This is a genomic window from Escherichia sp. MOD1-EC6098 (assembly GCF_002965865.1).
GTDB classification, from domain to species: domain Bacteria; phylum Pseudomonadota; class Gammaproteobacteria; order Enterobacterales; family Enterobacteriaceae; genus Escherichia; species Escherichia marmotae.
This window is the reverse complement of record NZ_PTSN01000001.1, coordinates 527,640-542,782: the sequence shown is the minus strand read 5'-3', so window position 1 is coordinate 542,782 and position 15,143 is coordinate 527,640. Positions and strand designations below refer to the sequence as shown.

General features: G+C 52.4%; 10 protein-coding genes. 7 read left to right on the top strand and 3 right to left on the bottom strand.

The window, feature by feature from the left end:
• The first annotated feature begins 51 nt into the window (after positions 1 to 51).
• On the top strand, positions 52 to 555 hold the full coding sequence (gene tadA / locus C0K55_RS02545; protein WP_001516895.1) for a tRNA adenosine(34) deaminase TadA: 504 nt from the start codon (positions 52 to 54) through the stop codon (positions 553 to 555).
• Here the strand turns inward: tadA and mltF are convergent.
• Complete coding sequence (gene mltF, locus C0K55_RS02540; RefSeq protein WP_000734181.1) at positions 552 to 2,108, bottom strand: membrane-bound lytic murein transglycosylase MltF; 1,557 nt, start codon at positions 2,106 to 2,108, stop codon at positions 552 to 554. The genes tadA and mltF overlap by 4 nt on opposite strands.
• A 257-nt stretch (positions 2,109 to 2,365) precedes the next feature.
• On the opposite strand from mltF, the gene purL reads away from it, so the two are divergent.
• The 5 genes from purL to glnB all read left to right on the top strand — a co-directional run bounded on the left by purL (position 2,366) and on the right by glnB (position 10,870).
• Positions 2,366 to 6,253, top strand: coding sequence for a phosphoribosylformylglycinamidine synthase (purL, locus tag C0K55_RS02530; RefSeq protein ID WP_105266336.1), 3,888 nt, complete (start codon positions 2,366 to 2,368; stop codon positions 6,251 to 6,253).
• Between the two features lie 588 nt (positions 6,254 to 6,841).
• Positions 6,842 to 8,269, top strand: a complete 1,428-nt coding sequence (qseE, locus tag C0K55_RS02525) for a two component system sensor histidine kinase QseE/GlrK (protein WP_105266337.1) — start codon at positions 6,842 to 6,844, stop codon at positions 8,267 to 8,269.
• Between the two features lie 164 nt (positions 8,270 to 8,433).
• Positions 8,434 to 9,147, top strand: coding sequence for a two-component system QseEF-associated lipoprotein QseG (gene qseG, locus C0K55_RS02520; protein WP_001215851.1), 714 nt, complete (start codon positions 8,434 to 8,436; stop codon positions 9,145 to 9,147).
• A complete protein-coding gene (glrR, locus tag C0K55_RS02515; RefSeq protein WP_105266338.1) occupies positions 9,137 to 10,471 on the top strand; it encodes a two-component system response regulator GlrR in 1,335 nt (444 codons plus the stop codon). Before qseG ends, glrR begins: the two co-directional genes overlap by 11 nt.
• A 60-nt stretch (positions 10,472 to 10,531) precedes the next feature.
• Positions 10,532 to 10,870, top strand: coding sequence for a nitrogen regulatory protein P-II (gene glnB / locus C0K55_RS02510; RefSeq protein ID WP_000717694.1), 339 nt, complete (start codon positions 10,532 to 10,534; stop codon positions 10,868 to 10,870).
• Between the two features lie 43 nt (positions 10,871 to 10,913).
• Here the strand turns inward: glnB and hmpA are convergent, their stop codons facing one another.
• The gene (gene hmpA / locus C0K55_RS02505; protein WP_000883084.1) at positions 10,914 to 12,104 is read right to left on the bottom strand and encodes an NO-inducible flavohemoprotein; all 1,191 of its coding nucleotides are present in this window, start codon (positions 12,102 to 12,104) and stop codon (positions 10,914 to 10,916) included.
• A gap of 330 nt (positions 12,105 to 12,434) precedes the next feature.
• Between hmpA and glyA the strand changes: the two genes are divergently transcribed.
• The gene (gene glyA / locus C0K55_RS02500; RefSeq protein ID WP_000919150.1) at positions 12,435 to 13,688 is read left to right on the top strand and encodes a serine hydroxymethyltransferase; all 1,254 of its coding nucleotides are present in this window, start codon (positions 12,435 to 12,437) and stop codon (positions 13,686 to 13,688) included.
• A gap of 199 nt (positions 13,689 to 13,887) precedes the next feature.
• On the opposite strand, the gene C0K55_RS02495 is transcribed toward glyA, so the two are convergent.
• A complete protein-coding gene (locus tag C0K55_RS02495; protein ID WP_001516887.1) occupies positions 13,888 to 15,081 on the bottom strand; it encodes an ROK family protein in 1,194 nt (397 codons plus the stop codon).
• Positions 15,082 to 15,143: the final 62 nt, after the last annotated feature.

Here is a 15,143-nt window from a genome sequence, read left to right as displayed (position 1 = left end):
GCATAGCGTCCGTGTATAATGCGCCGCGCTTTTATAACCGGAGTTTTCTTTTTGTCTGAAGTCGAATTTAGTCACGAATACTGGATGCGTCATGCGCTGACGCTGGCGAAACGTGCCTGGGACGAGCGGGAAGTGCCGGTCGGCGCGGTATTGGTGCATAACAACCGGGTAATCGGTGAAGGCTGGAACCGACCTATTGGTCGCCATGATCCTACAGCTCATGCAGAAATCATGGCGCTGCGGCAGGGAGGGCTGGTGCTGCAAAACTATCGCCTGATCGACGCGACATTATATGTCACGCTGGAACCGTGCGTGATGTGCGCCGGAGCGATGATCCACAGCCGTATTGGTCGCGTGGTCTTTGGCGCGCGTGATGCGAAAACTGGCGCCGCCGGATCATTAATGGATGTACTTCACCACCCGGGCATGAATCATCGAGTGGAAATTACGGAAGGAATACTGGCGGATGAGTGCGCGGCGCTACTCAGCGATTTTTTCCGAATGCGCCGTCAGGAAATCAAAGCGCAGAAAAAAGCGCAATCCGCGACAGATTAATTTCGTTTCTCTTCACTTCCCTTCCTGGAAAACAGTAGAGAAGGGGAGTGCGTCAGATAATTAGATGACGACTGCGAAAGAAATGAGAGAAAGGGAAATTTTTCTTTACCCAATTCCGCTGGCGATACCGCCGGATAATCCTGAGCCAACTGCATCGCCGCTTCTGTTGCCTGCTTTTCTTTTTCTTGCAAGTAACCCACCAGGCTAATCTGGTACTTACGAATATTTTCTACATAAGCATAGGCTTCATGCCCACGTGCATAGCCGTAAGTCAGCTTGCTGTAATAGGGTTTCTGGCTAAGCAAAGGCAGACGTTGTTTAACATCGGCCCAGCTATCAGGATTACCTTTAGTTTTTGCCGTCAGGGCACGGGCATCCAGCATGTGTGCATAGCCCATATTATAGGCGGCGAGCGCAAACCAGATCCGCTCATTTTCTGGCACGCTTTCTGGCACTTTACTCATCATATTATGCAGGTAACGCGCGCCGCCGCTGATGCTTTGTTCGGCATCAGTACGGTCGGTAATGCCCAGGCTTTGCGCGGTATTTTTGGTTAACATCATCATGCCGCGCACGCCAGTCGGAGAAGTCGCCTGCGCGTCCCAGTGCGATTCCTGATAAGCTATCGCTGCCAGCAAACGCCAGTCAATTTCCTCGGCGTATTTCTCAAATAGCGGTTTTAACTGTGGCAGAACAGCATCAACGGCGCGTAAAAACGTGCGCGTATCGACATAATCAAAATCATTGCCATGCCCGAGATATTTCTCTTCAATACGCGCCAGTGTGCCGTCCTCATTCATTTCATTGAAGAAATCGAGCAGGGCAGCAGAAAGCGTATTATCGTTATCTAATTGACTAAACCAGGTCACGGGTTGTTCATCGGTAATATCCAGCGCCACGGCGAGTTCCGGGTGAACGCGCTGGAACAAGCTGATAGCGACAGAATCGGCAATGGTGTAATCCAGCTTACCTTCGATAACATCTTCCATTAACTCCGCAGACCCTTTTCTGTCGTCCACTTTCCAGCCTAATTCCGGGAACTTAGTCTCTTTCAGTTTTTGCAGATCATTAATGACAACATGCCCAGGTGCGACGGCCAACTTTTCCGCCGTCAGATTACCCAGCGTACGTGGTCGATACTGACCCACTTTATAGACCAGTTGTTGTGAAACGGAATAATAGGTTGGGCCGGGTTGATAATTTTTAACCCTTTCGCTGTTATAGACCAGCCCTGCAGCCAGCAGATCGGCATCACCGTTATCGAGATCGTCAAATAACTGGCTGATGTTCTGCCGCACGGTGACTTTCAGTTTAACGCCAAGATAGTCAGCAAACTGTTTGGCCAGTTCATAATCCAGCCCGAAGGGTTTGCCGTTGATTTCGTTCCAGGTGAGAGGTGTGTGAATAGTACTCACGCGCAACTCTCCCCGCGCTTGTATGGCGGCGATACGGTTGTCGGCTTTACCAAACCAGGGAATGGATGGCCAGAGAGCGACCGCGAGAAGCAGTGCCAGAATACCGATGAACAGATAATTAATCTTTAATTTTTTCAATTAGTTAATTCTCTGCGTCGTGCTTTTCCCTGCCTGAAAAATCGTAATAATGTAGAAAGGTTTCATCATAAATGAGCGGCATTTTGCGTAAACCCGCGCCAGTTGGCAACTTATTACAGATATTGGCGGCACGCGTTGCTAATCCACGGCGGCGATTTTATTTCCACGCAAACGGTTTCGTCAGCACGCCAGATTCTTTATAATGACGCCCGTTTCCCCCCTTTGGGTACACCGAAAGCTTAGAAGACGAGAGACTTATGATGGAAATTCTGCGTGGTTCGCCTGCACTGTCGGCATTCCGAATCAATAAACTGCTGGCACGTTTTCAGGCTGCCAGGCTCCAGGTTCACAACATTTACGCCGAGTATGTCCATTTTGCTGACCTCAATGCACCGTTAAACGATGATGAGCACGCGCAACTTGAACGCCTGCTGAAATATGGCCCGGCACTCGCCAGCCATGCCCCGCAAGGCAAACTACTGCTGGTGACCCCGCGTCCTGGCACCATCTCTCCCTGGTCTTCGAAAGCGACCGATATTGCCCATAACTGCGGGCTGCAACAGGTAAACCGTCTTGAACGTGGCGTTGCTTACTATGTTGAAGCCGGTACGCTGACTCACGAACAATGGCAGCAGATTACCGCTGAACTACACGACCGCATGATGGAAACGGTCTTTTTTGCGTTAGATGATGCAAAGCAGTTGTTTGCTCATCATCAACCGGCTCCGGTTACCAGCGTTGATTTGCTGGGACAGGGTCGTCAGGCCCTGATCGACGCTAACCTGCGTCTTGGCCTGGCATTGGCAGAAGATGAGATTGACTATCTGCAAGACGCTTTCACAAAGCTTGGTCGTAACCCGAACGACATCGAGCTTTATATGTTCGCCCAGGCGAACTCTGAGCACTGCCGTCACAAGATTTTTAACGCCGACTGGATTATCGACGGTGAACAACAGCCAAAATCGCTGTTCAAGATGATTAAAAACACCTTCGAAACCACACCAGATCACGTTCTCTCTGCATATAAAGATAACGCCGCCGTGATGGAAGGTTCCGAAGTAGGCCGCTATTTTGCCGACCATGAAACGGGGCGCTACGATTATCATCAGGAACCGGCTCACATCCTGATGAAAGTGGAAACCCACAACCATCCGACGGCAATTTCTCCGTGGCCGGGTGCGGCGACCGGTTCCGGTGGTGAAATCCGTGATGAAGGCGCAACCGGACGCGGCGCGAAGCCGAAAGCCGGCCTGGTTGGATTCTCCGTTTCCAACCTGCGTATTCCAGGCTTTGAACAGCCGTGGGAAGAAGATTTTGGTAAACCGGAACGTATTGTTACCGCACTGGACATTATGACCGAAGGCCCGCTGGGCGGCGCGGCGTTTAACAACGAATTTGGCCGTCCGGCACTGAACGGTTACTTCCGTACTTATGAAGAAAAAGTGAACAGCCACAATGGCGAAGAGCTGCGTGGTTATCACAAGCCGATCATGCTGGCGGGCGGGATCGGCAACATCCGCGCCGATCATGTGCAGAAAGGCGAAATCAACGTTGGTGCTAAGCTCGTCGTCCTCGGTGGTCCGGCAATGAACATCGGTCTTGGCGGCGGAGCAGCGTCTTCTATGGCTTCCGGTCAGTCTGATGCCGACCTCGATTTCGCTTCTGTACAGCGCGACAACCCCGAAATGGAACGTCGTTGCCAGGAAGTGATCGACCGCTGCTGGCAGTTGGGCGATGCAAACCCAATCCTGTTTATCCATGACGTTGGTGCAGGTGGTCTTTCTAACGCTATGCCGGAACTGGTGAGTGACGGCGGGCGTGGCGGTAAATTCGAATTGCGCGATATTCTTAGCGACGAACCGGGGATGAGTCCGCTGGAAATCTGGTGTAACGAATCCCAGGAACGCTACGTGCTGGCTGTTGCCGCCGATCAGTTGCCGTTGTTTGACGAACTGTGTAAGCGTGAACGCGCGCCATATGCGGTGATTGGTGAAGCAACCGAAGAACTGCATCTTTCTCTGCACGATAGTCATTTTGATAATCAGCCGATCGATCTGCCGCTGGACGTGTTGCTTGGTAAAACGCCGAAGATGACCCGCGATGTACAAACGCTGAAAGCGAAAGGCGACGCGCTGGTTCGTGAAGGGATTACTATTGCTGACGCGGTGAAACGCGTGCTGCATCTGCCGACCGTGGCAGAGAAAACCTTCCTCGTTACCATTGGCGACCGTAGCGTAACCGGCATGGTGGCGCGCGATCAGATGGTCGGTCCGTGGCAAGTACCGGTAGCTAACTGTGCGGTTACTACCGCCAGCCTCGACAGCTACTACGGTGAAGCAATGGCAATTGGTGAACGTGCGCCGGTTGCGCTGCTGGATTTTGCCGCCTCTGCTCGTCTGGCGGTCGGTGAAGCGTTAACCAACATTGCTGCTACGCAGATTGGCGATATTAAACGCATCAAACTTTCCGCCAACTGGATGGCGGCGGCAGGTCACCCTGGTGAAGATGCGGGCCTGTATGAAGCAGTGAAAGCGGTGGGCGAAGAACTTTGTCCGGCGCTCGGCCTGACGATCCCGGTCGGTAAAGACTCTATGTCGATGAAAACCCGCTGGCAGGAAGGTAATGAAGAGCGCGAAATGACCTCCCCGCTGTCGCTGGTAATCTCTGCATTTGCCCGTGTGGAAGATGTGCGTCACACCATTACGCCGCAGCTTTCTACCGAAGATAACGCACTGCTGCTGATTGACCTCGGCAAAGGCAATAACGCGCTGGGCGCAACGGCGCTGGCGCAGGTATATCGTCAGCTTGGCGATATACCGGCAGATGTGCGCGATGTTGCTCAACTGAAAGGTTTCTACGACGCCATTCAGGCGCTGGTCGCCCAACGTAAGCTGCTCGCCTACCACGATCGTTCTGACGGTGGCCTGTTGGTGACGCTGGCGGAAATGGCGTTTGCCGGTCATTGCGGCATTGAAGCAGATATCGCAACTCTGGGTGAAGATCGCCTGGCCGCGTTGTTTAACGAAGAGCTGGGGGCGGTGATTCAGGTACGCGCTGCAGACCGTGAAGCCGTAGAAGGCGTACTGGCACAGCACGGACTTGCTGATTGTGTCCATTATGTCGGTCAGGCTGTTTCTGGTGACCGTTTTGTGATTACGGCCAACGGGCAGGCTGTATTCAGCGAAAGTCGCACCACGTTGCGTGTCTGGTGGGCAGAAACCACCTGGCAGATGCAGCGTCTGCGTGACAATCCGGAGTGTGCCGATCAGGAACACCAGGCGAAATATAACGATGCCGATCCGGGTCTGAATGTGAAATTGTCGTTCGATATCAACGAAGATGTGGCGGCACCGTTTATTGCCACTGGCGCGCGCCCGAAAGTTGCTGTGCTGCGTGAGCAGGGTGTGAACTCGCATGTTGAAATGGCGGCAGCGTTCCACCGTGCGGGCTTCGATGCTATCGACGTGCATATGAGCGACCTGCTGGCTGGACGCACTGGCCTGGAGGATTTCCACGCCCTGGTCGCGTGCGGTGGTTTCTCCTACGGTGACGTGCTGGGCGCAGGTGAAGGTTGGGCGAAGTCTATCCTGTTCAACGACCGTGTGCGCGATGAGTTTGCAACCTTCTTCCATCGTCCGCAAACGCTGGCGCTGGGGGTATGTAACGGTTGCCAGATGATGTCTAATCTGCGTGAATTGATCCCTGGTAGCGACCTGTGGCCACGTTTTGTGCGTAACACCTCCGATCGCTTTGAAGCGCGTTTCAGCCTGGTTGAAGTGACCCAAAGCCCGTCACTGCTGTTGCAGGGGATGGTGGGTTCACAGATGCCGATAGCTGTTTCTCACGGTGAAGGGCGCGTGGAAGTGCGTGACGCTGCGCATCTGGCGGCACTGGAAAGCAAAGGGCTGGTGGCGCTGCGCTATGTTGATAACTTTGGTAAAGTCACTGAAACTTACCCGGCTAACCCGAACGGTTCCCCGAACGGCATTACGGCGGTCACGACTGAAAGCGGTCGTGTCACCATCATGATGCCGCACCCGGAACGTGTTTTCCGCACTGTCAGCAACTCCTGGCACCCGGAAAACTGGGGTGAGGATAGCCCGTGGATGCGTATTTTCCGCAATGCGCGTAAGCAGTTGGGGTAAGACTGCGGGTATTTTACGCAACGCATTGGTTTTACAGGCCGGATAAGGCGTTTACGCCGCATCCGGCATTAAACACCAACCACTATCATATGCTCCCAACTCCGGGAGCTTTTTTGTGTCTGTAAATCACGACAATGGGTGGTTTACCGTGTCGCTTATTGGCGACATTTAACCTGTTGATTTTATTTAAGACTAATAATTTTATCTTTGACCGTCTCTTTTAGGCGACACAACGGCTGATTTATAGTCAAATCGTGAAGCACTCATAAACCTATCAAAACAACGTACAATCAGTACGTTATCAAACTATTTTGTTTATTGGCACAGTTAATGCATAATAGTAAACAGTGGCTCATTCACCCACTTATGTCAGCCCCTTCGGGACGTGCTACATAAAAACCGAATGACGCACAACAAGGTGCCTGCCGTCCAACTTCTGATATCAGCGTAGCTATATCAACCATCGGGCGAAACGTCGAGTTAGGCACCGCCTTATTCCACAACAAAGCCGGGTAATTCCCGGCTTTGTTGTATCTGAACAGCCCCTCGGTTAGCATCACGTTATTCGCGTCTGACGAGAGTAATGCCTTGAAACGCTGGCCCGTTTTTCCCCATTCATTACGACAACTGGTAACGCTGGCATTCCTGCTGATCCTGCTGCCCTTGTTAGTGTTGGCATGGCAAGCCTGGCAAAGCCTGAATGTACTTAGCGATCAGGCGGCGCTGGTCAACCGCACGACGCTTATCGATGCCCGGCGCAGTGAAGCGATGACCAACGCGGCGCTGGAGATGGAGCGTAGCTACCGTCAGTATTGCGTGTTGGACGATCCCACCCTGGCGAAGGTCTACCAAAGCCAGCGCAAGCGTTACAGCGAAATGCTCGACGCCCACGCAGGCGTGCTGCCGGACGATAAACTCTACCAGGCATTGCGTCAGGATTTGAACAATCTCGCCCAACTTCAGTGCAACAACAGCGGCCCCGATGCCGCCGCTGCTGCGCGTCTGGAAGCCTTCGCCAACGCGAATACTGAAATGGTACAGGCCACGCGCACCGTGGTGTTCTCTCGTGGGCAGCAACTGCAACGAGAAATTGCCGAACGTGGGCAATATTTTGGCTGGCAATCGCTGGTACTGTTTCTGGTAAGCCTGGTAATGGTGCTGCTTTTCACACGGATGATTATCGGTCCGGTAAAAAATATTGAACGGATGATCAACCGATTGGGGGAAGGGCGTTCTCTGGGGAATAGCGTTTCGTTCAGCGGCCCTCGTGAATTACGTTCGGTCGGGCAACGAATTATCTGGTTAAGCGAGCGCCTGTCATGGCTGGAATCTCAACGCCATCAGTTTTTAAGACATCTATCTCATGAATTAAAAACGCCGCTGGCGAGTATGCGCGAAGGTACTGAATTACTTGCTGATCAGGTTGTTGGGCCGCTCACGGCAGAGCAGAAAGAGGTGGTGAGCATTCTCGATAACAGCAGTCGCAATCTGCAAAAGCTGATCGAACAACTGCTTGATTACAACCGTAAACAGGCGGACGGCGCGGTGGCACTGGAGAGCGTCGAGCTTGCACCACTGGTGGAGATGGTAGTTTCCGCTCACAGCTTGCCTGCACGGGCTAAAATGATGCATACCGACGTCGATCTGCAGGCAACAGTTTGCCAGGCAGAGCCAATGTTGTTGATGAGCGTGCTGGATAATCTTTACTCCAATGCGGTGCACTACGGGGCTGAATCCGGTAACATTTGCCTTCACAGCAGCTTACATGGTGCGCGGGTTTACATTGATGTCATCAATACAGGTACGCCCATTCCGCAAGAGGAACGCGCCATGATCTTCGAACCCTTTTTTCAGGGAAGTCACCAGCGAAAAGGGGCGGTGAAGGGCAGCGGTCTGGGATTAAGCATTGCCAGGGATTGTATTCGCCGTATGCAAGGGGAACTGTATCTGGTCGATGAGAGCGGGCAAGACGTTTGTTTCCGTATTGAATTGCCTGCGTCAAAAAACACGAAATAATGCTAAGAGCCTATCCCATTAGGCTATTTTATTTGCCAGTTTGGCCCCGGGCAGTGCTCGAAATCCTCACGTACTACGTGTACGCTCCGGTTTCTCCGCGCTGTCCATGTCCAAACTTCCTGCAACAATTACGCCCACTGGGAAAGGCTCTAAGTCTGGTGAATATGCGACACATTTTTCAACAAATTTTGCCCCGGCGGCTATGGCTGGCGGGGTTGCCTTGTCTGGCATTGCTGGGCTGCGTGCAGAGTTACAATAAACCAGCTCTTAATACGCCAGCAGAAGAAAAAATTCCGGTTTATCAACTGGCTGATTATCTTCCTACTGAATGTAGTGACATCTGGGCGCTGCAAGGGAAATCAACCGAAACTAACCCGCTTTACTGGCTACGGGCGATGGATTGTGCCAACCGCTTAATGCCAGCGCAATCGCGTCAGGAAGCCCGCAAGTATGGCGACGGTAGCTGGCAAAATACCTTTAAACAGGGAATTTTGCTGGCCGACGCTAAAATTACGCCTTTTGAACGCCGCCAGTTAGTTGCGCGCATTGACGCGTTAAGTACCGAGATCCCGGCGCAGGTTCGCCCGCTGTATCAGCTCTGGCGCGATGGTCAGGCGTTACAATTGCAACTGGCGGAAGAGCGTCAACGCTACAGTAAACTCCAGCAGTCCAGCGATAGCGAGCTGGATGCTTTGCGCCAGCAACATCACGTTCTACAGCAGCAACTGGAGCTTACCACCCGTAAACTGGAAAATCTGACCGATATTGAACGTCAGCTCTCGACCCGTAAACCTGCCGGAAATTTCGCGCCGGACGCGACGCACGAGAGTGAAAAGCCCGCGCCATCTACCAATGAGGTCACCCCTGATGAGCCATAAACCTGCGCATTTATTATTGGTCGATGATGATCCCGGATTGTTGAAATTACTTGGTCTGCGCCTGACCAGCGAAGGCTACAGCGTGGTCACGGCGGAAAGTGGCGCTGAAGGGTTGCGGGTACTGAATCGCGAAAAAATAGATTTAGTCATCAGCGACCTGCGGATGGATGAAATGGACGGTATGCAACTGTTTGCCGAAATCCAGAAAGTGCAGCCGGGGATGCCGGTTATCATCCTCACCGCGCATGGTTCCATTCCCGATGCCGTTTCCGCGACACAGCAAGGCGTGTTTAGTTTCCTCACCAAACCCGTCGATAAAGACGCGTTGTATCAGGCAATTGACGATGCGCTGGAGCAATCCGCGCCAGCCACCGACGGACGCTGGAGCGAGGCTATTGTCACCCGCAGTCCGCTGATGCTGCGTTTGCTGGAACAGGCGAGGCTGGTAGCGCAGTCTGACGTTAGTGTGCTGATTAACGGCCAGAGCGGCACGGGGAAAGAGATTTTCGCCCAGGCGATCCACAACGCCAGCCCACGCAACAACAAACCGTTTATTGCCATTAACTGTGGCGCATTGCCTGAACAGTTGCTGGAGTCAGAACTGTTTGGTCATGCACGCGGCGCGTTTACTGGTGCCGTCAGCAATCGCGAAGGTTTATTCCAGGCGGCGGAAGGCGGTACGCTGTTTCTCGATGAGATTGGCGATATGCCCGCGCCGTTACAGGTAAAATTGCTGCGCGTGTTGCAGGAGCGCAAAGTCCGTCCGCTGGGCAGCAACCGCAATATTGATATCGACGTGCGGATTATTTCCGCCACTCATCGCGACCTGCCAAAAGCGATGGCGCGAGGTGAGTTCCGCGAAGATCTCTATTACCGCCTCAACGTTGTTAGTCTGAAGATCCCCGCACTGGCGGAACGCACGGAAGATATTCCGTTGTTAGCAAACCATTTATTGCGTCAGGCGGCAGAGCGACATAAACCGTTTGTCCGTGCGTTCTCCACCGATGCGATGAAGCGCCTGATGACCGCCACCTGGCCGGGCAATGTGCGCCAGTTGGTGAATGTGATTGAACAGTGCGTGGCGCTGACGTCATCTCCGGTGATTAGTGATGCGCTGGTGGAGCAGGCGCTGGAAGGAGAAAACACGGCGCTACCCACCTTTGTTGAGGCGCGTAATCAGTTTGAACTCAACTACTTGCGCAAGCTGCTGCAAATCACCAAAGGCAATGTCACCCACGCGGCGAGAATGGCGGGGCGCAACCGGACAGAATTTTATAAACTGCTTTCCCGACACGAACTGGATGCAAACGATTTCAAGGAATGAATTGGCGTAATGTGTTACGTTTAGCAGATCAAAAGACAGGCGACCTTTTCAAGGAATAGCATGAAAAAGATTGATGCGATTATTAAACCCTTCAAGCTGGACGATGTCCGCGAAGCACTGGCTGAAGTCGGCATTACCGGTATGACGGTAACCGAAGTGAAAGGTTTTGGCCGCCAGAAAGGCCATACCGAGCTGTATCGCGGCGCGGAGTATATGGTGGATTTTCTGCCGAAGGTGAAAATTGAGATCGTCGTACCCGACGACATTGTGGATACCTGTGTAGACACCATTATTCGCACAGCGCAAACCGGTAAAATTGGTGACGGTAAAATCTTCGTCTTTGACGTGGCACGGGTCATTCGTATCCGTACCGGTGAAGAGGACGACGCGGCAATTTAAACCGCGTCGGGGTTGCCGGATGTCTCCATCCGGCAATATCAAATCACAGCACCTTATGTGGGCCAAAGCATTCGTAATGAATGTTTTCCTGCTTCACGCCCAGATCCACTAACTGTTTTGCGGCAAACTGCATGAAGCCAACCGGGCCGCAGAGATAGAACTGCATTGCCGGATTGCTGAACGCACCTTCGAGTTTACTCAGATCCATCAGACCTTCGCTATCAAACTGACCTTTCGCGCGATCGGCTTCACTCGGCTGACGATACCAGGTATGCGCGGTAAAGCGCGGCAGCGATTGCCCCAGTTCCTTAACTTCATCGGCAAAGGCGTGAACATCGCCATTTTCTGCAGCATGGAACCAGTTCACCTGGGCGCTATGGCCTGTTTTTGCCAACGTGTCGAGCATCGCCAGCATTGGCGTCTGACCGACACCCGCAGAGATTAAGGTCACTGGCGTGTCATTCGCTACATCCATAAAGAAATCACCAGCCGGAGCCACCAGCTTAACGACATCGCCAACGTTAGCGTGATTGTGCAGCCAGTTGGATACCTGTCCGCCATCTTCGCGTTTCACTGCAATACGATAGCCTTTGCCATCCGGTTTACGGGTCAAAGAGTACTGACGAATTTCCTGATGCGGGAAACCTTCCGGCTTCAGCCAAATGCCGAGATATTGTCCCGGACGGTATTCTGCCACTGCGCCACCGTCGACCGGTTCCAGTTCGAAACTGGTGATCAATGCGCTGCGTGGTGTTTTAGCCACAATGCGGAAATCGCGCGTACCTTCCCAGCCACCGGCTTTGCTGGCGTTTTCGTTATAAATTTCTGCTTCGCGATTGATAAACACATTTGCCAGTACGCCATACGCTTTGCCCCATGCGTCCAGCACTTCCTGACCCGGGCTGAACATTTCGTCGAGGGTGGCCAGCAGGTGTTCGCCTACGATGTTGTACTGCTCCGGTTTGATCTGGAAGCTGGTGTGTTTCTGCGCGATTTTCTCCACTGCTGGCAGCAGCGCAGGCAGGTTTTCAATATTACTGGCGTAGGCGGCAATGGCGTTAAACAGGGCTTCACGTTGATCGCCATTACGCTGGTTACTCATATTGAAAATGTCTTTGAGTTCTGGGTTATGAGTAAACATACGGTCGTAGAAATGGGCGGTTAATTTCGGCCCTGTTTCCACCAGCAAAGGGATAGTGGCTTTTACTGTAGCGATGGTTTGAGCGTCAAGCATAGAGTCTTCCTTTTTTTTGCATCTTAATTGATGTATCTCAAATGCATCTTATAAAAAATAACCCTGTCCTGTAAATGGTTCCTTGGTGTTTTTCATTAGGAATGTGATGAAGTGAAAAATTTGCATCACAAACCTGAAAAGAAATCCGTTTCCGGTAGTAAGTCCTTTATTCACCAAAGCCTTGACGTGCTTGAAGGTAATCGTTTGCGTAAATTCCTTTGTCAAGACCTGTTATCGCAGAATGATTCGGTTATACTGTTCGCCGTTGTCCATCAGGACCGCCAAAATTAGGCGAAAAAATTTTATTGTTAGCTGAGTCAGGAGATGCGGATGTTAAAGCGTGAAATGAACATTGCCGATTATGATGCCGAACTGTGGCAGGCTATGGAGCAGGAAAAAGTACGTCAGGAAGAGCACATCGAACTGATCGCCTCCGAAAACTACACCAGCCCGCGCGTAATGCAAGCACAGGGCTCTCAGCTAACCAACAAATATGCTGAAGGTTATCCGGGTAAACGTTACTACGGCGGTTGCGAGTATGTTGATATCGTCGAACAACTGGCGATCGATCGCGCGAAAGAGCTGTTCGGCGCTGACTACGCTAACGTTCAGCCGCACTCCGGTTCCCAGGCTAACTTTGCGGTCTACACCGCGCTGCTGGAACCAGGCGATACCGTTCTGGGTATGAACCTGGCACACGGCGGTCACCTGACTCACGGTTCTCCGGTTAACTTCTCCGGTAAACTGTACAACATCGTTCCTTACGGTATCGATGCAACAGGTCATATCGACTACGCAGATCTGGAAAAACAAGCGAAAGAACACAAACCGAAAATGATCATCGGCGGCTTCTCAGCATATTCCGGCGTGGTTGACTGGGCGAAAATGCGTGAAATCGCTGACAGCATCGGTGCTTACTTGTTCGTTGATATGGCGCACGTTGCGGGCCTGGTTGCTGCTGGCGTCTATCCGAACCCGGTTCCTCATGCTCACGTTGTCACTACTACCACTCACAAAACCCTGGCGGGTCCGCGCGGCGGCCTGATCCTGGCGAAAGGTGGTAGCGAAGATCTGTACAAAAAACTGAACTCTGCTGTCTTCCCGGGTGGGCAGGGCGGTCCGCTGATGCACGTAATCGCCGGTAAAGCAGTAGCGCTGAAAGAAGCGATGGAGCCGGAGTTCAAAACTTACCAGCAGCAGGTCGCGAAAAACGCCAAAGCGATGGTAGAAGTGTTCCTCGAGCGCGGCTACAAAGTGGTTTCCGGCGGTACTGATAACCACCTGTTCCTGGTTGATCTGGTTGATAAAAACCTGACCGGTAAAGAAGCTGACGCCGCTCTGGGCCGTGCTAACATCACCGTGAACAAAAACAGCGTACCGAACGATCCGAAGAGCCCGTTTGTGACCTCCGGTATTCGTGTGGGTACTCCGGCGATTACCCGTCGCGGCTTTAAAGAAGCAGAAGCGAAAGAACTGGCTGGCTGGATGTGTGACGTGCTGGACAGCATCAATGATGAAGCGGTTATCGAGCGCATCAAAGGTAAAGTTCTCGACATCTGCGCTCGCTACCCGGTTTACGCATAAGCGAAACGGTGGTTTGCTGACAATGTGCTCGTTGTTCATGCCGGATGCGGCATGAACGCCTTATCCGGCCTACAAAACTTTGCAAATTCAATACATTGCAATATCCGTGTAGGCCTGATAAGCGTAGCGCATCAGGCAATCTTACGTTTGTGATCATCGCGAGGCTTCCTTCGGGAAGCCTTGTTACGTTATCGCGGCATTAAATTTGCCGTAACTGCGCTTCAACATACAAATAGCCAATCCCCAGCACCTGTTGCGCGCGGCTTAATTGCCCGAAGCCAATTTGCGTCGCTTTCACGCCAGGCCCTTCATCGCGGTCGAACGGATTAAACCCTGTCTGGCGAATAATGGTATTAAGCCAGTTCTCGCCAAAGGCGCAGCTACGACCATACAGCCAAATCTGATTAATATTGAGGATGTTGAGGAAGTTATACAGACTTAAACCAATGGCGTTAGCACTGCGGTCAACCCAACTGGTGACCCACGGTTCTCCACTTTGCCAGGCAGCGATTAATTGCGCGGTAGTCAGTTTTTCGGGATCAAGTTGAGTATTGTCCGGCTGTGATTTTAGCCATACCCGCGCCTGCTTTTTTAATGCGCTTAACGAGGCGACGGTTTCCAGGCAGCCGTAACGTCCACAATCACAGGCGACGCCATCGGGGTTAACGATGGTGTGACCAATCTGTCCGCTGCCATACAAACTGCCGCGATAAATTTGCTCGTTAATCACGAACGACGAGCCAATGCCGTAATCAACGTTGATCACGCAGAAATCACGCCCCTGCGAATTTTTTTGCCATTTCTCCGCCAGCGCCAGCATCACGCAGTCATTATCGACCATTACCCGAATGCCGAGCTTTTCTTCCAGCAGATATTTCACCTCAACCGGCGCTGTCCACGGCGCTTGCGGCATGGTTTGCGATACGCCGGTGACCGGATCAACCTGGCCGTGAATTGCCAGCGCCAGATTGATAGTGCGCTCTGGCCACAGTTTGCGATGGCGATGCCAGCATTTTTCGATCTCCGCCAATAGCGCCTGCGGTGTCGGAGCGTCAATCTGAAAGCGTTCAAATTCACCTTTCGGACTTAAACAGGCATTAGCGACCTGACACTCAATGCTGGTGGGCGTAACGTTCAGACACAGCGTCCAGGCACCCTCCGGTGCAATGAGCCATGTGCCGCTGCTATGCCCGCGCGTCTGGCTTTCATCGTCGATATTCACCACCCGCTTTTCGTTTTCCAGCTCCTGCAAAATATTACTGACTGCCGGAATTGAAATTTGCGCCAGTCGGGCCAGCGTCGATTTATTGGCACGTTTTTGCCGGTACAGCAGCTCCAGAATCACGCATTTGTTATGGTGGCGGATCTGTTGATTGTTAATGCAGGCTCTCATCTTCACTAAACCTTGTTTAGTTAATTGCGTGATTATTCCGCGAAAACATTGCCAGATTGTTC

What these genes read in the sequence shown, in the direction of transcription:
- purL (WP_105266336.1), top strand. Translation starts at nt 2,366, where the DNA reads ATGATGGAAATTCTGCGTGGTTCGCCTGCACTGTCGGCATTCCGAATC.
- glrR (WP_105266338.1), top strand. Translation starts at nt 9,137, where the DNA reads ATGAGCCATAAACCTGCGCATTTATTATTGGTCGATGATGATCCCGGA.
- qseG (WP_001215851.1), top strand. Translation starts at nt 8,434, where the DNA reads ATGCGACACATTTTTCAACAAATTTTGCCCCGGCGGCTATGGCTGGCG.
- glnB (WP_000717694.1), top strand. Translation starts at nt 10,532, where the DNA reads ATGAAAAAGATTGATGCGATTATTAAACCCTTCAAGCTGGACGATGTC.
- C0K55_RS02495 (WP_001516887.1), bottom strand. Translation starts at nt 15,081, where the DNA reads ATGAGAGCCTGCATTAACAATCAACAGATCCGCCACCATAACAAATGC.
- glyA (WP_000919150.1), top strand. Translation starts at nt 12,435, where the DNA reads ATGTTAAAGCGTGAAATGAACATTGCCGATTATGATGCCGAACTGTGG.
- hmpA (WP_000883084.1), bottom strand. Translation starts at nt 12,104, where the DNA reads ATGCTTGACGCTCAAACCATCGCTACAGTAAAAGCCACTATCCCTTTG.